This is a genomic window from Rahnella selenatireducens, from assembly GCF_046449555.1.
GTDB classification, from domain to species: domain Bacteria; phylum Pseudomonadota; class Gammaproteobacteria; order Enterobacterales; family Enterobacteriaceae; genus Rahnella; species Rahnella selenatireducens.
The window spans coordinates 190,729-211,621 of sequence record NZ_JBKEZJ010000004.1 but is presented as its reverse complement, the minus strand read 5'-3'; the positions used below and the strand labels follow the sequence as shown (position 1 = coordinate 211,621).

Genomic DNA, 20,893 nt, shown 5'->3' with positions numbered 1-20,893 from the left:
ACAAAAAAAACAAACCGAATTACTGCAGTGCAGATAGCTGAAAAACCCGTCGGGTATTGGCGAGCAGTGTGTTGGCGATTTCTTGCGCAGATTCCGTCCGCAATTCGCATAACACATCAAACACCGCCGCAGCGCGTTCCGGCCGGTTGGGCTGCCCCTGAAAACCCTGCAACGGCATGTCCGGCGCATCGGTTTCCAGTAATAAAGAAGAGAGTGGCAATTGCGCCATCACCTGGCGGGTTTTCTGCGCACGTTCGTAACTTATCGTTCCGCCGACGCCTATCGCATAACCGAGTTTGATAAACGCCTGCGCCTGAGAAAGGCTTCCGGCAAAACCGTGTACCACGCCGGTCGCGGGCAGTTTCGCCTGCCGTAACATCGCAGCGAGCTGATCGTGGCTGCGACGTGAATGCAAAATGACCGGCAGATTTTCTTTTTTTGCCAGGGAAAACTGAGCTTTAAGCAACCGCTGTTGTTGTTCAAACATCGGGGATTCCATGTATAAATCCAGCCCAATCTCCCCCACTGCGACCAGCCGCGCATCCCGATGGCTGAGAAACGCTTCGAGCAATTCGAGATCCTGTTCTTTATGCTGCGCGATGTATAAAGGATGCAGCCCCAGCGCGGCGTGGATCTGTGGATAGTTTTTGGCAAGCGCGAGAATGCCGAGAAAGCGATCTGCCGTGACGGCTGGCACGATAATTTCGCGGATGCCCGATTCACCGGCGAGATGCAGGCTTTCCGCTTCCGCACCGGTGAAAGGCGGGAAATCGAAGTGGCAGTGTGTATCGATAAATGTGTAACTCACAGCTTGTCACCTTCGCTGGCCGGATAATGGCTCTCAGGCGGCGCATTGTCGCTCATTGCCGCCGGACGGACTACGCCGCCATCAGTGACCATATCCGTCAGCACGGCGGGATCGAGAATAATCTGTTCGATTGTGCTGCTGGCAGCGGCCAGCGGGATCACATTCTCCGGTTCGTCCTGCGGGACAACAACACTTTTGGGCCGGGTCACGCGCGGAGTGATCTGCGGATAAGGCCGCTCATTTTCACGCGGCAAAAGCCAGTGCGCGGCAGCCGAAAGGAAATAACGCCCGCAACGACGGCCGAGATGATAATCCTGATTCAGCGCCGGAAGACGACTGCCCAACGCATGGCTGGCTAAAGGTTTAGGCGGGAAAATTTCGAAAATACGCACGTCATCCGGCGGATTTTCAATGAATTGCTGAATCCGGTGATAGCTTTCTTCGTGATGCTGCATCATGCGCACCAGCTGTTGCAGGCTGCTTTCACTCAGCCACTGCTCCATCCGTTTCATCCACTGCGGCGTGTAGAACATCGCCGAAGGCACAGTGCGGATCACCACAATGGTGTCTGCACCGCGGCGGTAGGCTTCCTCGACCGGGATCGCATCGCTGATCCCGCCATCCTGATAGCTGATGCCATCCAGATCCACGCCCATGCGGTAGAAACCGGGGATCGCGCTGGAGGCCTTAATCACCGGCAGCCAGTTTTCACGCGTCGGCGCAAAGTAGTTGGCGGTGTAATCATCGCTGCGGCAAGCGCACATCAGAAACTCGCGGCCGTCGATCAGCAGTTTTTCTGCACTTTCCATCGCCAGCGGCATGTTTTTCGATGTTTGATCGACCAGCCAGTCAAGATCGATAAGATGCCCGCCGCGCACAAAGCGCAGGGGATTGAAAAAGTCCGGGCTGGTGGTGTAACGGGTGATCACTCTTCGGGCATAACCGGGCTGGCCGCACACAAACGCGGAAAGGTTTTGTGCGCCTGCTGACGTGCCCAGATAGAGATCAAAAGGATTAAAACGAGCCCGCTGGAATTCGTCCAAAACGCCGGCGGTAAAAATGCCTCTCTGTCCTCCTCCTTCACACACCAGGGCGATTTTCCCCGGCATATAAGGCTTGTACGCCAGTGGTTCTATGTTCCCCAGCGTGACAGGTATTCTGTATCCCAACGCGCTATCCTCGCAAAATCGGCATTACACGATTGGCCTTTTTCCGGCCTCCTTTCTGAGCATACCCCGACTTCTCGTTTTGCGTGAATTACTTACCTGAATTGGCCGATAAAATCGTTACTTCCTGTTAACGAAATACGTATCTGCCTGAACAAAATCCAAAAAAAGTCTCGCCCCCTTCTTTCAAAACACGGCCTTTAGCAGTGCGTTCAAAGAAGGGGGCGAGAGTGATATTTTAAACCGTTATCGCTTTACTGCGTTACAGCGTCAGAGTCTCTTGCGGCCGGTAAACAAGCTGATGAGGAACAAGATAATACCGACGACGAAGACGATTTTTGCAGCCCATGCCGCGGTACCCGCTAATCCACCGAAACCGAGTGCTGCCGCGATCAACGCGATGATTAGAAAAATAATGCCCCAACGAAACATAAGCTTCTCCTTACCCTATTTTCACTTTGCCAGTTTAAAGGTGGTGCCCCGCTTCGGGCCATTGTCACTGTGAAACGTTTATCTTTCTGACGCCTTTTTTATCGGCTCAGCGCCTGATAACCCAACACATTACCTATTAAAGGTAGTCGAAAAATTAAAGTGTTAGCGTCTCCGGCATCGATTTATTTGTACAAAGCTTTGTATAAATAAACGGACAAAGGTGATCCACATGGTCTACACGACCCGATATTCAGCGGGCAACACAAAATATTGTTATGCGTTATTCATAAAACGGTGCCTGACCCGCCGGGACTGGCACCTTTGACTCAGAAAAATTATGGTGCGACTTTCAGGTCGTTTTTGACGCTTTTTACGCCATCAACGGTTTTAGCCACACTTTCAGCACGGTCAGACTGCGCCTGATCTTTTACTGAACCGGAAAGCTGGACGACGCCATCAGTGGTTTCCACTTTCACGTTACGTGAAGGGACGATATCGTCAGCCAGCAGTTTCGCTTTTACCGAAGCCGTGGTCGCAGTATCACCCGCGTAGCCTTTTACACTCTGATCTTTGCTGTCTTTGGTGTGCAGTTTGTCACTGACTGATTTCACGCCTTCAACTTTTGTCGCTGCCGCAACAGCTTGCTCTGCTTCGGCTTGTGAACCCACAAAACCGCTCAGCGTCACGACGCCAGAGTTTGTGGTCACCGAAATGTCGCTGCTTTTGATGGCTTTATCATCCACCAAAGCACTTTTCACTTTTGCTGTGATGGCGCTGTCGCCCATGTAGTTATCAACTTTCTTCATGGAGCTATCGATTTTTGCACCTGCGCTATCCGTGGTAGTTGCAGCCAGTGCACTACCGCTCATCAGCGCGGTACCCAGAACTACGGCCATCATTGAATAGGCAAATTTAGAGTTTTTCATCGATTTCTTCCTTTCAGTTTGTGAGCCTCAATCGGGGCCCTTCACGTCACAGTCTTGGTGACGTCTCCTAACAATTTGTATTGCTGCTGTTTTCACGTCAGGAGAAGCAGAGTACGTCGTTTTATTCTGGCTTTTAATCGCCAAGCGATATAACACTCTGCATCGTGACTTTAAGACAGTGCTTTAAGCCATCATTTCCTGAACACACATTTAATATAGTCAAGAATGATCAAATTAGTAGGAAGATCGCCGGATACGCCCGCGAATGCAGACAAGTCTTAGGACTTCACGCGAATTCTGCCCGTTTTTCGGGCAAAGAGAGGAGAAATTGAACAGGGGAAAATTGCGCAGAATGGCAAAAGGCGAAAAAAAAGACGGCCAGATTGCCGTCTTTTTCATCAAAAGCCACGCGAAGCAGAATTAATGCTCGCGGGTTTTACGGAATTTCACTTCCGGATAACGCTCTGAAGCCAGGTTCAGATTCACCATGGTTGGAGCGATATACGCCAGATTATCGCCGCCATCGAGCGCCAGGTTAGTTTCATTCTTACGTTTAAATTCTTCGAATTTCTTCACGTCGCTGCATTCTACCCAGCGCGCCGTTGAAACGTTCACTGACTCGTAAATCGCTTCCACGTTGTATTCGCTTTTAAGACGCGCCACGACTACTTCAAACTGAAGAACACCGACCGCACCGACGATTAAATCGTTGTTGGAGATCGGACGGAAGACCTGAACCGCGCCTTCTTCTGACAGCTGAACCAACCCTTTCAGCAGCTGTTTCTGTTTCAGCGGATCACGCAGACGGATACGACGGAACAGTTCAGGGGCAAAGTTAGGGATGCCGGTGAACTTCATGTTCTCACCCTGCGTAAAGGTGTCGCCAATCTGAATGGTACCGTGGTTATGCAGACCGATGATGTCGCCCGGATACGCTTCTTCAACGTGGGAACGGTCACCGGCCATAAAGGTCAGTGCATCGGAAATCACGACGTCTTTGCCGGTACGCACCTGACGCAGTTTCATGCCTTTTTCGTACTTACCGGAAACAACACGCATAAACGCCACGCGGTCGCGATGTTTCGGGTCCATGTTGGCCTGAATTTTAAATACGAAACCGGTGAATTTCTCGTCGTCGGCTTTCACTTCACGCAAGTCGGTTTTACGTGGCATCGGCGCAGGCGCCCAATCCACCAGACCGTCAAGCATATGGTCAACACCGAAGTTACCCAGTGCGGTACCGAAGAAGACTGGCGTCAGTTCGCCCTGCAGGAACGCTTCATGGTCAAATTCATGGGACGCGCCCTGAACCAGTTCCAGCTCTTCACGCAACTGCATCGCCAGATCTTCGCCAACGGCAGCGTCCAGTTCCGGGTTATCCAGACCTTTCACCACGCGGACTTCCTGAATGGTGTGACCTTTACCGGTCTGATACAGATAAACTTCGTCTTTATAAAGGTGATAAACACCTTTGAACAATTTACCGCAACCGATCGGCCAGGTAATTGGCGAGCAGGCGATTTTCAGTTCGCGCTCAACTTCGTCCATCACTTCCATCGGGTCACGGATGTCACGGTCGAGTTTGTTCATGAAAGTCAGGATTGGCGTATCACGCAGACGGGTAACTTCCATCAGTTTACGGGTCCGGTCTTCAACACCTTTCGCGGCGTCGATCACCATCAGACAGCAGTCAACGGCGGTCAGGGTACGGTAAGTATCTTCGGAGAAGTCTTCGTGCCCCGGGGTATCGAGCAGGTTGACCAGACACTGTTTATACGGAAACTGCATCACGGACGTGGTGATGGAAATACCACGTTGTTTTTCCATTTCCATCCAGTCGGATTTGGCGTGATGGCTTGAGCCACGGCCTTTTACCGTACCGGCGGTCTGGATTGCCTGTCCAAATAACAGAACTTTTTCAGTAATAGTGGTTTTACCGGCATCGGGGTGAGAGATGATGGCAAATGTGCGGCGCTTAGCCACTTCAAGGGCGTATTCACTTGGAGACATGTTTTCACGTTTCTGCGGTTGGTCCGCCCTGCATCGGGATTCACATCACGTCAGAAGGTGACGTCAGGCAAAGCGGTAATAAAAGTTATAGCCGACTATTTTCACTGATTTAGACGGGATGGGCAATCAATGGTTTTTTTGTGCGCTAGCCCAGCGGCAGCGCCATCATGATGGCGTCTTCGCGGCCTTGTGCAGCGGGATAATAGTTACGGCGGACGGAGACTTCGTTAAAGCCCAGGCTTTCGTATAACGCGATGGCTTTGGCGTTGGAGGCGCGAACTTCCAGCCAGAGCGTGAAAACGTCTTTTTTCTCAATCTGTTGGATGACGTCTTCCAGCAAGGCCCGGCCTAAGCCCTGACGCTGAAATGCCGGATCGATGGCGATATTGAACAGCGTGGCTTCATCAAGAACGATTTGCGTAATAGCAAAACCTGCCATCACGTCGTTGTGCATGATTTTGAGATTCAGATAGCGTTCGCCCTGATTGCTGGCGAGCGTTTTTTCCGTCCACGGGAAGGCGTGGCTGGCCTGTTCAATTTCAAATGCGCAGGGAAGATCAGCGGGCGTCAGGATAGAAATGTTGTTCATTTTCACAGATCTGCTGCCAGAGTGCGCGTTTCGCGCTGGCGTCTTGATAAAGCTCGGCGAGAGCCGGGCTGGATAACTGCGTACCGGCGAGCGTAAGCGGTTCGCTTAAACCCAGTCGCCAGATATTGCAGCGGGTTTCTTCCGGCAACATCGTTACCTGTTCCGGCGTCAGGCGATAAACCTGTGGTTCAGCCAGCGCCAGACTGCGCAGCACATCGCGTACCAGCGGATCATCTTCTGCGGGCGGCACGTCGGCGACAATCAATAATTTTGTATCCGCAGGCAGGCTGACGGCGACTTCACCCTGCAAAACTGCAGGCCGGCGCAGCGTCCACTGGGTAATGCCCAGCTGTTGTAACAGTGTGTCTCGTCTGGATGCCATGCCTGATCCCTGCCCGTTGAATAGCGAAAAGCCCGGCTATGCTAGCAAACACATCGAACATGCGCCAATAAACCTCTATAATCGCGCGTTACATTCCTGAGGAGCCACACCCTGATGTCTGCATTAACTCCGGCCAGCGAAGTCATACTGCGCCATAGCGAAGAATTTGAAGGCCGCCGCGTCCTGTTTGCCGGCGACTTACAAGATAACCTGCCTGCTGAACTCGATGCCGAAGAAGTCCGCGTTCACACCAATATGTACCACCACTGGCAGATGCTCAGCAAAACGCTGGGCGACAACGTCCAGTTCGGCTTACTGGCCGACGCCGACCTGATCGCGCCTTGCGATGTGCTGGTGTATTACTGGCCGAAGAGCAAGCTGGAAGCCAAATTCCAGCTCTTCAACCTGCTCTCACAATTGCCTGTCGGTATCGACGTTTTTGTCATCGGCGAAAACCGCAGCGGTGTTCGCAGTGCGGAAACTACGCTTGAAGGCCTGTGCGAACTGAGCAAAATCGACAGCGCGCGCCGTTGCGGTCTGTATCACGGGCGCCTGGAAAAACAGCCTGAATTTGATGCAGAGGGCTGGTGGGATGAGTACAGGGTCGAAGAAGTGACCATCAAAACCCTGCCGGGCGTATTCAGCCGTGAAGGTCTGGACAGCGGAAGCCTGTTGCTGATCAACAGCTTCGAAGAGCCGATCAAGGGAAAAGTGCTGGATGTAGCTTGTGGTTCCGGCGTTCTGGCATCCGTTCTGGCAATGTATTCACCAAAAATGAAAGTGACGCTGAGCGATGTGAGCGCAGCTGCTATCGAAGCCAGCCGCGCCACACTGGCCGCCAATGATTTACCGGGCGAAGTGATCGCCAGCAACGTCTATTCCGACATTGCCGGTCGTTTTGACATGATCATCTCCAACCCGCCATTCCACGAAGGTCTGCAAACCAGCCTGACGGCGGCTGAGCAGCTGATCCGTGGCGCGGTCAGCCATCTGAATATCGGCGGCGAACTGCGCATTGTGGCTAACGCTTTCCTGCCGTACGCCGCGTTGCTGGATGACACGTTTGGCAGCCATGAAGTACTGGCACAAAATGGCCGCTTCAAAGTGTACAAAGCAGTACGTGGCCGTCCGCCGCGTGATCCAAAGAAAAAGCGTTAATCCGTCGTTTTACTGCTCGCTGAGGATACGCATCATTTCTGCGTTGTAACGTTCACCCGCCGCAACGTGGAAAGGAAACACTGCTTCGATCGCCGCGATTTCGGCTTCACTCAGGGAGACATCAAGCGCGGCGATGTTTTCCTCAAGATAATGACGACGTTTGGTGCCAGGGATTGGCACCAGATTATCGTTACGCGATAGCACCCACGCCAGCGCCAGCTGCGACGGTTTCACCCCTTTTTCCTGCGCCAGTTCACCGATTTTTTCCGCCAGTTGCAGATTCTTCGCAAAGTTTTCACCTTCGAAACGCGGGCTGAAGCGACGGTAATCGTCAGGCTCAAGATCATCCATTGAACGGATTTGTCCGGTCAGAAAACCGCGTCCCAGCGGGCTGTACGGCACAAAACCAATGCCAAGGCGTTCGCACGCCGGCAAAATTTCGGCTTCCACATCCCGCGACCACAGCGAATATTCCGTTTGCAGCGCGGTAACCGGATGCTCTTTGTGCGCACGCTCCAGCAGGCTGACAGACACTTCGCTCAGCCCGATGTAACGGATCTTTCCTTCCTGAACCAGATCCGCCAGCGCGCCCATAGTTTCCTCAACGGGAACAGACGGGTCAGGGCGGTGCTGATAATAGAGATCGATAACATCCGTCCCCAGACGCTTCAGGCTGCCTTCAACGGATTGACGGACATAATCCGGATGTCCGTTGGTGGCGCGTGCGTGCGGGTTCGCGAGGTCACGCACGATGCCGAATTTGGTGGCCAGGAAAACTTTATCGCGACGCCCTTTCAGAAAACGTCCCAGCAGTTCTTCATTGGTATGCGGGCCGTAAACGTCGGCGGTATCAAACATCGTGACGCCCAGTTCCAGCGCACGTTCCAGCGTCGCCATCGACTCTTTTTCATCCTGACCGGTGGTGTAGAAATCGCTCATGCCCATGCAACCCAAACCGAGCGCTGACACCATCGGACCCATTTTTCCAAGCTGACGTTGTTTCATTAAGATTCCCTCGAGACATGAAGAGTAAGTAACGGGAGGAAGTGTGGTTGTTATTGTGGATAAGATAAATCATGCAAAACGTGCAACACTGTTCATAAATCGCAAACAATCGTGAGTGCCTGCGGAGAATCAAAATGGATCAGATACAGGCAATGAAAATTTTCATCCGTATCGCCGAACTGGAGAGTTTTAGCCGCGCGGCGGAAGACCTTGATTTACCGCGCGCAACGGTCAGCACGACGCTGAAACGGCTCGAACAGCGGCTGGGCGTTCGCCTGTTTTTGCGCACCACGCGTCAGGTAAAAATTACTGATGAAGGCAAAATTTACTACCAGCGCTGCCTGCAATTGCTCGCGGCGCTGGAAGAAGCGAATACGCTTTTTGCGCATCATAAAAATCAGCCAACCGGCGTGGTCAGGATAGATATGCCGCATTCGCTGGCACGCGTGATGGTAATTCCGGCGTTACAGACATTTTATGAACGCTACCCGCATATCACCCTGAGCGTCAGCGCCAATGACAACTCAGTCAATCTGCTCGATCAGGGGGTGGATTGCGTGATTCGTGCGTGGCCATCTGAAGATGAAAATCTGCAATCGCGGCATCTGGCCAATCTTGAACAAATCACCTGCGCGTCCCCGGAATATTTCACGAAATTCGGCGTTCCAAAAACACGGGATGATTTCAATAGACATCACGCCATTGGCTATTTTTTCGCGCACCAGCAGCCGGAATCACACCTGGAATTTGTCACCGGCGGCACGGTCGAAAAAATCCCGTTGCACAGCACGCTGGCGGTCAGTGGCGCGGATGCCTACGTGGCCGCGGCAAAAGCGGGCTTTGGCCTGATTCAGGCATCAAGGCTGGCAATTGCGGAGGAACTGGAACGGGGAGAACTGGTGGAAGTCTTGTCCGATTTGACGCCGCCGCCGATGCCGCTGTACATCATGTATCCGCCGGGACGTTTTCTTGCTCCCCGGATTCGGGTGTTTCTTGACTGGCTGATTGCGCTCTTTTCGCAGCCTGATGCGTTAGTGGCGCCGTCTGTCATTAATAGAAAAATGGCTGATTAAACCATCAATTAACCTGGAATCATTCTGGCAGATTGACCCATTCACCGCGAATATGTTGTTTTTTACATCAACCGTCCGAAATGGGGGAAATAACAGTTGACGCCTGTGGGAAAATCTCTAGAATTCGCCCCCGTGGTTGTGTTACTTGCTGATGACATTTCGATGACGTCAACACAGTAATCAATTGGTTCGCGATGGTGGCGGAATTGGTAGACGCGCTAGCTTCAGGTGTTAGTGTCCTTTGGATGTGAGGGTTCGAGTCCCTCCCTTCGCACCAAAACAATCACAAGATTTATATTGCACGGCACGGTACGCGATGGTGGCGGAATTGGTAGACGCGCTAGCTTCAGGTGTTAGTGTCCTTCGGATGTGAGGGTTCGAGTCCCTCCCTTCGCACCACTCCGGTGATATAAATCAGCAGTAAGCAGAATTCATCTGTGCGAAGGTGGCGGAATTGGTAGACGCGCTAGCTTCAGGTGTTAGTGTTCTTACGGACGTGAGGGTTCAAGTCCCTCTCTTCGCACCACATGATTCTGTTCTTCGGTTTTCCCTTCCTGTATTAACGCCTTAGATTTCAAAAAGTAAAAAATCCCCTTAGCATGACTGCTTTTCCTGTTTCTCATACTCATACTCCCGATTTATCACAAACTAAAATTCAACGTCACTGCCGCAAGCCCGCCTGCCAGCGCCATGAACGAAGGTAACAGCAGATAATGGCGCAGCGTCCGGTGGAACAGCATGACCAGCGTCACCAGCATCGCGACCACAACCAGAACACGCAGCTGATCCAGCGTCATATGCGCCAGTGCCAGTAAAGGCATCAGCGCACACGGCAGTAAAACGCCCCAGCCGCTGGTAAGACGCCTGCCCAACATCCATACAACTGCCCAGATCCCACATGCCATGACAATTGCCGGTATCATAACCCTGCTCCAAACACTGATAATGAGAACCAATATCATATAGGATTTTTTCTCATTTACCAGTCATCCACGCAATAAATCAGACGACATAACGTCTGTCTGACAGCACGTCTGCATTTATCTTTCAGTCTGCGCGGATATTTTCAGTCTTGCCCTCCGTTTGGGTGACACCTGCGTACAAAAGTGCTAATTTTAGAAACGCTAAATCAAATTAGTGAAACACAGTTAATTAAATTTTTTACAATAGTCACTCTAAAAACTATATTTATAGAATTCTAATAATTTCCCATTAGAACTATTAGCCTGCCTGCATGGAACTTGTCTTAATGGAATAAGCACGCGGTATAGGGCGATAAGAGTCTTTATCTATTCAGAACAACACACGCTAAATAGAGTAAATTTGATGATATCTCATTCCTATGATGAACTGCTGAGAAGCAAACATCGGCTGGCGATGCTCCTATTCTTTTTTTTAAACAGTGCCACTGCGCTATTTTCTATGGTTTATCCCCCCGATAATGCCGTCGCTATCCCATTCCCACTGGTCGTGATTTTTACACTTTGTTGCGGCGGGTTAATATTTTCTTATTTCAGTAAGAAAAATTACTCAGCACATCTGAATATGTGTTCTGTCATTGTCGGTCTGCTATGGGCCTGGCAAATAGCATTGCGATTTGAAGAAGTCGGCCAAACAGATAAAAATTATCTGGTCATCAGTTTACTCAGTATATTCTTTATCAGCGCCATCGCTTTGTCAGATAATTTCCTGGCATTTTGCCTGCATGCAGTACCTTCCACTCTTTGCGTCATTTTTTTGGACGACTTTAAGCATATCGGGCATATCCTGTTCACCGTCATGCTGCCGCTGATCGGGCTGTGGCTGCACCACCTGATGCTCAAACGCAGCGATGAATTCACGCGCAGAATGGTGTCAAACCTCTACAGCGAAAGGGAAAAGTTCAGCGATCTCAGTATGCTTGATCCCCTTACCGGCCTGTATAATCGCCGTGGCCTGCAAAACAAGCTGGAAACTCTTTTTAATCAGGCCTCCGGTCATTACGTGATGCTGCTCGATATCGATCACTTCAAAGCTTACAACGACAACTACGGCCACAGCATGGGCGATCAGGCTCTGGTGCGTGTATCTGCGGCAATACGTGACGCCGTGCGTTCACGGGATGTGGTCGTTCGTTACGGCGGAGAAGAGTTTCTGGTACTGATGTCCAACGTTAAGCAGGAACACGCGACTCGCATGGCTGAACGAATCCAGAATAAGGTTCTGGGACTGAATATCCCGCATTTGTTTAACGTACAGGTCTCCACACACGTCACGGTGAGTGCGGGGCTGGCCGCGCTGGAAGAAGGCGATTTTATTAGTGCTTTGGGTCAGGCTGATGCCTCACTGTATAAAGCCAAAAACAGCGGGCGTAATAAAATATTTTATGCCTGGGAAGAAAATAATGAGCATCAGGAAATCGCTGAAGAAAAATTAGCCTGATTATTGTTAAAAAGTAACATCGATAACAATGCGCTTATTGTTATTATTCTTGCCAGCGATAATTATGCGGCAGGCATATTGGATACAAAAGCGCGCTCATTCATTATCACTGCATAATCATTCAACTTTCGGCCTGATTAATGGTTCAGGCTGAAAGTTAAACGGCATGTTTAACTTTTTGAATGTTACCCGCCGAATTGACTGGTCTGCTTAAATAAAACACCCCCCTTCAAATCCCCTCAAAAATAAGGTAGATAACAATAATCCTAATCGCGGTCATCCTCAGACCGTGCAGGACGTACCTCACCTTTCGTGCGTCCATATCTTATGTTGCCAAACTCGTCTATTTTATTGTTTTAACGCCATTATTCGGCCCACTTCCAAATCTGTGAACTCACTCACTGCCATCTTCCGGCGAGTGCCAAAGGCGATTTCCCTGTGGCACTGACCGGAAGGCTGCCAGATCGAACACTTCTTACACTACTGCCCACCCGCCGTACTGACTTCTGACGGATCAGCGTGTTATGGCCGGTTTATTTACCTCGTCACAACTTTGTTTCTCTACATAACAAAAAGGTCCAGTGTATGAACAGTTCGATAGTTTTAGGGATTATCTGGCATCTGATAGGAGCCGCCAGCGCAGCGTGCTTCTATGCACCTTTCAAGCAAGTGAAAAGTTGGTCCTGGGAGACCATGTGGTCGCTGGGCGGCTTCTTTTCCTGGATTATTTTACCGTGGGCGGTGAGCTACGTACTTCTGCCCGATTTCTGGGCGTATTACGGCTCGTTCAGCTTTGCTACCCTGCTGCCGGTCTTCCTGTTCGGCGCAATGTGGGGGATCGGGAACATCAATTACGGGCTAACAATGCGCTATCTCGGGATGTCGCTGGGAATAGGTATCGCTATCGGGATCACCCTGATAATCGGTACGCTCATGACACCGGTTCTGCAAGGCAAAATCGGTATGTTGTTCGGTACCGCCGGTGGCCGGTTAACGCTGCTCGGCGTGCTGGTGGCGGTGATTGGCGTGGCGATTGTCAGTTACGCCGGTTATCTGAAAGAGAAAGCACTGGGGATTCAGGCGGAAGAATTTAATCTGAAAAAAGGGCTGATTCTGGCGGTGATGTGCGGGATTTTCTCCGCCGGGATGTCATTTGCGATGAGCGCAGCGGTACCCATGCACGAAGCGGCACGCGCGCAGGGCATCGACCCGCTTTACGTGGCGCTGCCGAGTTATGTGGTGATCATGGGCGGCGGCGCTATCGTTAACCTTGGTTTCTGCATCATTCGCCTCGCGACGCGAAAAAACCTTTCGCTCAGGGCGGACATGTCCGTGGCGAAATCCCTGCTGGTGGCCAATATCCTGTTCTCCATCCTGGGCGGTACCATGTGGTATCTGCAGTTCTTCTTTTACGCCTGGGGACACGCGAGCATTCCCATCGAATACGACTATATGAGCTGGATGTTGCACATGAGTTTCTACGTGCTTTGCGGCGGGCTCATCGGTCTGGTTCTGAAAGAATGGGCGGGCGTTGGCAGAAAACCGGTGCGCATTCTTTGCCTCGGCGCACTGGTGATTATTCTGGCCGCCAATATCGTCGGGCTGGGAATGGCTCTCTGATTTCGGTTTTTGTCACTTAACGGCAGGGCCTGCTTTGCCGTTAAGAACCTGCCGTTATCAGTCTGCCGTAATAAGCGGGAAAGGCCGTGGCGGCGCCTTTTTCGCCTGAGCAATAAACCGCTGCCGGTAATCCCTTGGCGAAACACCGTAGGCACGGTTAAACACCACGGAAAAATAATTACTGTCGTCAAAGCCGCATTCGGCGGCCACGTCACCAATCGCCATGTTGCCATAACGCAGCAGGCTCATCGCCCGGCACAACCTGAGCTGGCGCAAATAACTCATCACACTCAGCCCGGTATGTTGCTTGAATAACGTCCGCAGACTGCGGGGATTCAGCTGATGTTGCTGACAAAACGTCTCCAGATTGAACGGTTCGGCAATGCCTGCCCGCAGCGCCATAAGCAATAAATCCAGCTGATGTGCGTCGGGCAACGCGCCGCTGTCCGGACGGTGCCGGAAGCGCAGCAAAAGCAGCGCCAGTTGCATCAGCAACGCCTCACTCAACTGAACAGACAGCGGCTCGGATTTCATACATTCCTTCGCCAGCTCATCCACTTTATCGCGCAAAACGGACATCCCGAGCGTGCTCAGCCGCCAGTAACGCTGTTCCTGGCTGGCATTTTCGCCCGGCAATAATTGCGCCCAGTCAGCTTCCAGCCGGAAACGTTCGCGGCAAAACAGCACATTATCAAGCGCCAGTTCATTGGCCGATTCATAGCTGTGCCGATCTCTGGCGTTGATGTAAAACAGGTCGCCGCAGGTAATGGGATAGGGAATATCGTTCCAGATATGCATGCCGTTACCACGCCAGACGATCACCAGTTCATCGAAATCATGGTCATGGGTCGGGAAATCCGCCTGCGGATGGCGCTCTTCTACCACGACCGAGTTCATCCCGGTCAGAAAGAGGTCATTTTTATTGAGTCTTAAAGACATAGCAGCAATCCCATACCCGTTTGACGGCAAGATAAACGAGGCGGCTCAGGCAAAAACCTGAACGCACAAGAGGCACCGCTTAACGTAGCTGATCACGCATGAGTTTTGGCGACACCGAAAATTCCCGACGGAACTGCGTCGAGAAATGGTTACTGTCACTGAACCCGCAAGCATAAGCGATATCCGTAATGCTCTGATCGCTGTGGTGTAAACGACGGCGGGCTTCCAGCAAGCGCAGGCGGTTAAGATATCGCTGAGGCGTCATGCCGGTGTAATGCTTCATCTGCCGGTGCAGTGTACGCAGCGCCAGCGAAAAACGTTCGGCGGCCTCGGTCCAGTTAACGTCCTCACTGTAATGTGACTGGAGCCATTGCAAAAGTTGGTTAACCCTGTTTTCCGAGGTATCTCGCAATTGTGGCTGGAAACAGTCCTGATAAAGCAGGATCAACAACTGTAGGAACAGACTTTCACGCGTGGCGATATGTTCCATTTCCACGCTGGCGGGCAGTGATTCAAGCTGCGCGATACAGTGCAGAACCTGATGCAGCACGCACGGGCTGAGCTGCCAGTGGATCTGCGACTGGTAGTGATGCTCCTGCGGCAGAAAATGGCCGACGTCCTGAATAAAGCGAAACGCTTTTGGCGAACGGAAAAGTACATTCGTTAGCCGCAGGTTATCCACGTTTTCAAACAGATGATGATCGCTGGCACGGACAAAACACACCGTTCCGGCGGTCAGGGTATACGGATTGTCATTAAAGATGTGCACGCCCGATCCGCTTTCCACCAGCATAATCTCGTGGAAATCGTGGTAATGCTCCGGGAAAACGTCTTGCGGAAGACGTCGCTCAACCGTCACAGTCAGCTCAGGTGCCGCAAAATAATCATCACCCTTCAGTAACGTCATTTATCGCCTCCGTTTCAGGAAATCATGATGCTTCGGAAAACAACCCTACCCTGCGCGTGCCGTTCTTACCTTCAAACGGCGGCGTGAAAAACGTCATAAACGGTCAGATTTTTAAGATTCACCCCATCACGCAACAGATCTGCGGCGAAGATCACAGTCGCCCGCCCCGCTCGCATCCCCGTTTGCAAAACCTCGCCAGAGGCAGCTTTCGGCTGATCTGTGATCTGCCTCGCATCTACCTTTTTAATGCTGCCATCCCGTCAAAACCGGTGGCAATCACCGGAAGGTGACCCCGCAACGCCTCCCCTACACTGGCCGCATATTCAATAAGGAATGGCCGCTATGAGAACTCACCATCTTGCCGCTATTGACCTCGGCGCTTCCAGCGGCCGGGTAATGCTGGCGACGTTTACACGCCACGATGCAGACCCGGCAGCAACGCTGACGCTGAAAGAAATTCACCGTTTTCCCAATAACCTGATTCACATTGACGGTCACGAAACCTGGGATCTCGATGTGCTGGAGAAACACATTCTCGAAGGGCTGAACCGTCTGGATGCATCCGGCATTCAGCTCGACGGTATCGGCATTGATACCTGGGGCGTGGATTTTGTCCTGATTGATGAGCAGGGCCATCGCGTGGGGCAGCCCGTTTCCTACCGTGACAACCGCACCGAAGGCGTGATGGCACGCATGGAACAACAACTGAGCCGCGAAGCGATTTATCAGAAAACCGGTATCCAGTTTATGCCGTTCAATACGCTGTACCAGTTGCGGGCATTGAGCGAACAACAGCCTGAGGTCGTGAAGAAAGCCGCGCATCTGCTGATGATCCCGGATTATTTCCTTTACCGTCTCACCGGAAAACTGAATCAGGAATACACCAACGCCAGCACCACGCAGATGCTGAATATTGCCACCGGCGACTGGGATGAAGATCTGCTGAAACTGGCGGGTGTTCCGCGCCACTGGCTGACAAAACCGAGCCAGCCCGGCCATTCTCCCGGCCTGTGGCACAGCCCGCGCGGCCGCAGTGTGCCCGTTTTCAGTGTCGCCACGCATGACACCGCCAGCGCAGTCGTCGCAGCTCCGCTCACTGGCACACACAGCGCCTATATCAGCTCCGGCACCTGGTCGCTGATGGGCATCGAAAGCCCGAAAGCGTTCAATCACGCCGGCGCGCTGCACGATAATGTCACCAATGAAGGCGGCATCAACGGCAGCTATCGCGTACTGAGCAATATCATGGGGCTATGGCTGTTCCAGCGCGTCTGCCGCGAACTGAATGTTCAGGATCTGCCTTCATTAATTACGCTGGCCAAAAACGTCCCGCCGTTCACCTATCTGATTAACCCTAACGAAGAGCGCTTTATTAATCCGCCGTCGATGGTCGCCGCCATCCGCGAAGCCTGCGAACAGGCGGGAGAAGCAGTTCCAAACTCACCGGCTGAACTGGCGCGTTGCATTTTCGACAGCCTCGCCATGCTTTACCGGCAGGTTTCCGTGCAACTGGCGACGCTGCAAGGCGAACCGCTTCGCGACATACACATTGTCGGTGGTGGCAGTCAGAACCAGTTCCTGAACCAGCTTTGCGCCGACACCTGCGAAGTAAACGTCAGCGCCGGGCCGGTTGAAGCCTCCACGCTTGGCAATATCGGCTGCCAGCTGATGGCCCTTGATGCCGTAAAAGACGCCGCTGAATTTCGTCGCATTGTCGCCACGAATTTCGAGCAACGCCATTACCTCCCCCGTATTCACGAGGATTTCCCAATTCACTGGCGCCGATTCCAGGCGCTCTGTCACGCCAATGAGGAGCTCGCAGTATGACTTCATCTATCGACAACGCATGGACGCTTGCTAAAGAACGTTTTGCCCAACTGGGCATTGATGCCGAAGCCGCAATTAAACAACTCGATACCTTGCCGGTTTCAATTCATTGCTGGCAGGGGGATGACGTCGCGGGTTTTGAAAATCCGGAAGGCGGGCTGACCGGCGGTATTCAGGCGACCGGGAATTACCCGGGCAAAGCGCGAAATGCACAGCAACTGCGGGCGGATTTAGAACTGGCGATCTCAATGATCCCCGGACCTAATCGTCTGAACCTGCACGCTATTTATCTGGAATCCGATAAACCGGTTCCGCGCAATGAAATCGAACCAAAACATTTTACCGCCTGGGTAGACTGGGCGAAGAAAAACAAACTGGGTCTGGATTTTAACCCGTCCTGTTTCTCGCATCCGATGAGTGCGGATGGCTTCACGCTCTCCAGCGCCAACCCGGAAATCCGCCAGTTCTGGATTGAACATTGCCAGGCCAGCCGCCGCGTTTCCGCCTCCTTTGGCCGTGCGCTGGGCACACCTTCCGTCATGAATATCTGGGTTCCGGACGGCATGAAAGATGTCACCGTGGATCGTCTGGCACCGCGCCAGCGCCTGATGAGTGCGCTCGACGAAGTGATTGCCGAGAAGTTTGATATCACCGAGCACATCGACGCCGTCGAAAGCAAACTTTTCGGCATCGGCTCTGAAAGCTACACCGTCGGCTCCAACGAATTCTATCTGGGCTACGCCGCCAGCCGCGGCACCGCGCTGTGCCTCGATGCCGGGCATTTCCATCCGACCGAAGTGATCTCCGACAAAATCTCGGCGGCGATGTTGTATGTGCCGCGCCTGCTGCTGCACGTCAGCCGTCCGGTGCGCTGGGACAGCGACCACGTCGTGCTGCTGGATGACGAAACGCAGGCCATCGCCAGCGAAATTGTGCGCCATAACCTGTTCAACCGCGTGCATATCGGGCTGGATTTCTTCGACGCCTCTATCAACCGCATCGCCGCCTGGGTCATCGGCACGCGCAACATGAAAAAAGCCTTGCTGAAAGCGCTGCTGGAACCGACCGACTTGCTGAAAAAACTGGAAGTCAAAGGCGATTACACCGCCCGTCTGGCCCTGCTGGAAGAACAAAAATCGCTGCCGTGGCAGGCCGTCTGGGACATGTATTGCCAGCGCCACGACGTACCGGTCGGCGGTCAGTGGCTGGATACCGTTCGTCATTACGAAACCAGCGTGCTGGCAAAACGCTGATTATCGAAGAATTTATGGCTTAAAAGCATTCACCTTATTCGCAGGAAAGAACTGATGAAAACATTATTTAGCGCGTGGTTTGTACAGGGCATGGTCAAAGCGACCACCGATATGTGGCTGAAAGGCTGGGATGAGCGCAACGGCGGCAACGTCAGTATGCGTCTGCTGCCGGAAGATGTGGCACCGTACAAAAATGATTTTTATGCTCAGCCGCGTCAGGTTGAACTGACCCAGCACGCGCCGGATCTGGCTAACGAATATTTCATTGTGACCGGCTCCGGCAAATTCTTCCGCAACGTGCAGCTCGCCCCTGCCGAAGCGCTGACCGTCATTCAGCTCGATGACAAAGGCGCCAGCTACAAAATCCTCTGGGGCCTGACCGCGGGCGGCCTGCCAACGTCTGAACTCGCGTCGCATCTGCAATCTCACGCCGTGCGTAAACGCGTCACTCACGGACAGGATCGCGTGATCATGCACTGCCACGCCACCAACCTGATTGCACTCACCTACGTGCTCGAACTCGACAGCGCGAAAATCACCCGCAAGCTGTGGGAATGCAGCACCGAATGTCTGGTGGTCTTCCCGGACGGCGTGGGCATTGTGCCGTGGATGGTGCCGGGCACCGACGGCATTGGCGCAGCCACTTCCGACCGGATGCAACATCACAGCCTGGTGTTGTGGGCATTCCACGGGATCTTCGGCTGCGGTCCGACACTTGATGACGCCTTTGGTCTGATCGACACCGCTGAAAAATCAGCGGAAATACTGGTGAAAGTGATTTCGATGGGTGGCATGAAACAGACGATCCAAACCGACGAGCTGATTGCGCTGGCTAAACGTTTTGACGTCACACCTTTTGAGGCCGCTTTAAAGGCCTGAACCGGCCATTAAGGCTGCAACTTATTAAAAACCCGGCACAGGAACGACGGAAAGTTTCCTGTCGCCGGGACCGGCGATGACCGCAAACGAACATCGCAGGACACGAATCAATTAACCTTTCCCTGAGTAATCCGGGTTGCAGGAAGGCGGCCAACGCCAGGATCCCGATGAGCTGACAGGAGTCAGTGATTCGGATCCTTAAGTGCAGCCAACGCATCTGCAGCCCGGGGTACGACGGGAAAATGAGAGGGATTTTATATGAGCTTTATGTTGGCATTACCTAAAATCAGCCTCCACGGCCAGGGCGCGATCAGCGATATGGTTGCGATGCTGGCGACAAAACAACCGGGCAAAGCATTGATCGTCACCGACGGTCAGCTGGTCGAGTTAGGTCTCCTCGATGGCCTGTTCTCCGCACTGAAAACCGCAGGACTGCCGTATGCGTTATACGGCGGCGTGGTGCCTAATCCGACTTCCGCACACGTCGACGAAGGTTTCCGTCAGTATCAGGAAAATCATTGCGATTACCTGATTGGTTTCGGCGGTGGCAGCCCGATTGATACCGCAAAAGGCATCAAAATTCTGACAGCCAATCCGGGGCCGGTGACGATTTATTCCGGCTTCGGCAAAGTGACGAAACCGGGCGTATTTCTGGTGGCGGTTAACACCACGGCCGGTACCGCTGCGGAACTCACCAGTAATGCGGTGATCATCGACAGCCAGCGTCAGGTGAAAGAAGTCATCATCGATGCGAATCTGATCCCGGATATCGCGGTGGACGACCCCTCGATTATGCTGAAGATCCCCGCAGACGTCACTGCGGCCACCGGTATGGACGCCCTGACGCACGCCATCGAAGCCTATGTTTCTGTCGGCGCGCATCCGCTGACCGATCCGACGGCGCTGGCGGCGATCTCAACCATCACCCGATGGCTGCCAGAAGCGGTGGATCATGGCGATAATATGGAAGCGCGTGAAAAAATGGCGCAGGGACAATATCTGGCCGGAATGGCGTTTAACAGCGCCGGGCTGGGATTAGTGCATGCGCTGGCGCATCAACCGGGTGCGACGCACAATCTGCCGCACGGCGTGTGTAATGCCATTCTGCTGCCGGTCGTGGAAGAATTTAACCGTGCCTCCGCCCCGCACCGTTTTGCCGATATCGCACGCGCCATGGGCGTGAATACCCAGGGCATCAGCGAAACGCAGGCCAGCATTGCGGCGATTAAAGCGATCCGTGATTTGTCGGCGAGAGTGGGAATTCCATCAGGATTTAAAGCATTAGGCATAGTCGAAGCCGACATCGAAGGCTGGCTCGACAAAGCGCTGGCTGACCCTTGCGCGCCGTGCAATCCAAGAACCGCAACGCGCGAAGAAGTGCGCGAACTGTATCTGAAAGCGATGTGACCTTGCTCCTCCCCCTGAGAGGGGCGGAGAAAAACGAAACACAAAAAAATCTCGGTCAGCTCCCTCCCCTGCGAAGGGGAGGGTTGGGTGG

The 20,893-nt window shown here is 52.8% G+C and carries 19 protein-coding genes and 3 tRNA genes; 11 read left to right on the top strand and 11 right to left on the bottom strand.

The window, feature by feature from the left end; translation table 11 throughout:
* Positions 1-19: 19 nt before the first annotated feature.
* The 7 genes from ACLBVC_RS08755 to ACLBVC_RS08725 all read right to left on the bottom strand — a co-directional run bounded on the left by ACLBVC_RS08755 (position 20) and on the right by ACLBVC_RS08725 (position 6,313).
* A complete protein-coding gene (locus ACLBVC_RS08755; RefSeq protein WP_410149283.1) occupies positions 20-808 on the bottom strand; it encodes a TatD family hydrolase in 789 nt (262 codons plus the stop codon).
* Positions 805-1,917 (bottom strand): patatin-like phospholipase family protein, encoded by a 1,113-nt coding sequence (locus tag ACLBVC_RS08750; protein WP_410149432.1) that lies wholly within the window; start codon positions 1,915-1,917, stop codon positions 805-807. Before ACLBVC_RS08750 ends, ACLBVC_RS08755 begins: the two co-directional genes overlap by 4 nt.
* A gap of 327 nt (positions 1,918-2,244) precedes the next feature.
* On the bottom strand, positions 2,245-2,406 hold the full coding sequence (locus ACLBVC_RS08745; RefSeq protein WP_101075078.1) for a DUF1328 domain-containing protein: 162 nt from the start codon (positions 2,404-2,406) through the stop codon (positions 2,245-2,247).
* 335 nt (positions 2,407-2,741) lie between these two features.
* The gene (gene osmY, locus ACLBVC_RS08740) at positions 2,742-3,332 is read right to left on the bottom strand and encodes a molecular chaperone OsmY (protein WP_410149282.1); all 591 of its coding nucleotides are present in this window, start codon (positions 3,330-3,332) and stop codon (positions 2,742-2,744) included.
* Positions 3,333-3,752: 420 nt separating this feature from the next.
* The gene (gene prfC, locus ACLBVC_RS08735) at positions 3,753-5,342 is read right to left on the bottom strand and encodes a peptide chain release factor 3 (protein WP_195813666.1); all 1,590 of its coding nucleotides are present in this window, start codon (positions 5,340-5,342) and stop codon (positions 3,753-3,755) included.
* A gap of 145 nt (positions 5,343-5,487) precedes the next feature.
* A complete protein-coding gene (gene rimI / locus ACLBVC_RS08730) occupies positions 5,488-5,931 on the bottom strand; it encodes a ribosomal protein S18-alanine N-acetyltransferase (RefSeq protein ID WP_410149281.1) in 444 nt (147 codons plus the stop codon).
* Positions 5,900-6,313 carry a DNA polymerase III subunit psi gene (locus ACLBVC_RS08725; protein ID WP_410149280.1) on the bottom strand — a complete coding sequence of 138 codons (414 nt, stop codon included), beginning with the start codon at positions 6,311-6,313 and terminating at the stop codon, positions 5,900-5,902. The genes rimI and ACLBVC_RS08725 overlap by 32 nt, the downstream gene beginning before the upstream one ends.
* A gap of 114 nt (positions 6,314-6,427) precedes the next feature.
* Here ACLBVC_RS08725 and rsmC point away from each other — a divergent pair, with 114 nt between their 5' ends.
* A complete protein-coding gene (gene rsmC, locus ACLBVC_RS08720; RefSeq protein WP_410149279.1) occupies positions 6,428-7,471 on the top strand; it encodes a 16S rRNA (guanine(1207)-N(2))-methyltransferase RsmC in 1,044 nt (347 codons plus the stop codon).
* Between the two features lie 9 nt (positions 7,472-7,480).
* On the opposite strand, the gene ACLBVC_RS08715 is transcribed toward rsmC, so the two are convergent.
* A complete protein-coding gene (locus ACLBVC_RS08715; protein WP_410149278.1) occupies positions 7,481-8,476 on the bottom strand; it encodes an aldo/keto reductase in 996 nt (331 codons plus the stop codon).
* 134 nt (positions 8,477-8,610) lie between these two features.
* Between ACLBVC_RS08715 and ACLBVC_RS08710 the strand changes: the two genes are divergently transcribed.
* The 4 genes from ACLBVC_RS08710 to ACLBVC_RS08695 all read left to right on the top strand — a co-directional run bounded on the left by ACLBVC_RS08710 (position 8,611) and on the right by ACLBVC_RS08695 (position 10,075).
* Positions 8,611-9,549, top strand: a complete 939-nt coding sequence (locus ACLBVC_RS08710) for a LysR substrate-binding domain-containing protein (RefSeq protein WP_410149277.1) — start codon at positions 8,611-8,613, stop codon at positions 9,547-9,549.
* A gap of 191 nt (positions 9,550-9,740) precedes the next feature.
* A tRNA-Leu gene (locus ACLBVC_RS08705) sits at positions 9,741-9,826 on the top strand.
* 36 nt (positions 9,827-9,862) lie between these two features.
* Positions 9,863-9,948, top strand: a tRNA-Leu gene (locus tag ACLBVC_RS08700).
* 40 nt (positions 9,949-9,988) lie between these two features.
* Positions 9,989-10,075: transfer RNA gene (locus ACLBVC_RS08695), tRNA-Leu, on the top strand.
* Positions 10,076-10,190: 115 nt separating this feature from the next.
* Here ACLBVC_RS08695 and ACLBVC_RS08690 read toward each other — a convergent pair.
* Entirely contained in the window at positions 10,191-10,472 is a 282-nt protein-coding gene (locus ACLBVC_RS08690) for a DUF1435 domain-containing protein (RefSeq protein ID WP_410149276.1), read from the bottom strand.
* 403 nt (positions 10,473-10,875) lie between these two features.
* On the opposite strand from ACLBVC_RS08690, the gene ACLBVC_RS08685 reads away from it, so the two are divergent.
* Together ACLBVC_RS08685 and rhaT are read left to right on the top strand one after the other, a co-directional pair.
* Positions 10,876-11,970, top strand: coding sequence for a GGDEF domain-containing protein (locus tag ACLBVC_RS08685; protein WP_410149275.1), 1,095 nt, complete (start codon positions 10,876-10,878; stop codon positions 11,968-11,970).
* 585 nt (positions 11,971-12,555) lie between these two features.
* The gene (rhaT, locus tag ACLBVC_RS08680; protein ID WP_410149274.1) at positions 12,556-13,590 is read left to right on the top strand and encodes an L-rhamnose/proton symporter RhaT; all 1,035 of its coding nucleotides are present in this window, start codon (positions 12,556-12,558) and stop codon (positions 13,588-13,590) included.
* Positions 13,591-13,647: 57 nt separating this feature from the next.
* On the opposite strand, the gene rhaR is transcribed toward rhaT, so the two are convergent.
* Together rhaR and rhaS are read right to left on the bottom strand one after the other, a co-directional pair.
* Positions 13,648-14,529, bottom strand: coding sequence for an HTH-type transcriptional activator RhaR (gene rhaR, locus ACLBVC_RS08675; protein ID WP_410149273.1), 882 nt, complete (start codon positions 14,527-14,529; stop codon positions 13,648-13,650).
* Positions 14,530-14,608: 79 nt separating this feature from the next.
* Positions 14,609-15,436, bottom strand: coding sequence for an HTH-type transcriptional activator RhaS (rhaS, locus tag ACLBVC_RS08670; RefSeq protein ID WP_410149272.1), 828 nt, complete (start codon positions 15,434-15,436; stop codon positions 14,609-14,611).
* A gap of 342 nt (positions 15,437-15,778) precedes the next feature.
* Here rhaS and rhaB point away from each other — a divergent pair, with 342 nt between their 5' ends.
* The 4 genes from rhaB (at position 15,779) to fucO (ending at position 20,802) form a co-directional block, all read left to right on the top strand.
* Positions 15,779-17,263 (top strand): rhamnulokinase, encoded by a 1,485-nt coding sequence (rhaB, locus tag ACLBVC_RS08665; RefSeq protein WP_410149271.1) that lies wholly within the window; start codon positions 15,779-15,781, stop codon positions 17,261-17,263.
* Positions 17,260-18,516: an L-rhamnose isomerase gene (locus ACLBVC_RS08660; protein WP_410149270.1), complete on the top strand. Its 1,257-nt coding sequence runs from the start codon at positions 17,260-17,262 to the stop codon at positions 18,514-18,516. The genes rhaB and ACLBVC_RS08660 overlap by 4 nt, the downstream gene beginning before the upstream one ends.
* Before the next feature lie 54 nt (positions 18,517-18,570).
* Positions 18,571-19,395, top strand: coding sequence for a rhamnulose-1-phosphate aldolase (gene rhaD, locus ACLBVC_RS08655; RefSeq protein ID WP_104923434.1), 825 nt, complete (start codon positions 18,571-18,573; stop codon positions 19,393-19,395).
* Between the two features lie 258 nt (positions 19,396-19,653).
* Entirely contained in the window at positions 19,654-20,802 is a 1,149-nt protein-coding gene (gene fucO / locus ACLBVC_RS08650; RefSeq protein ID WP_410149269.1) for a lactaldehyde reductase, read from the top strand.
* Positions 20,803-20,893: the final 91 nt, after the last annotated feature.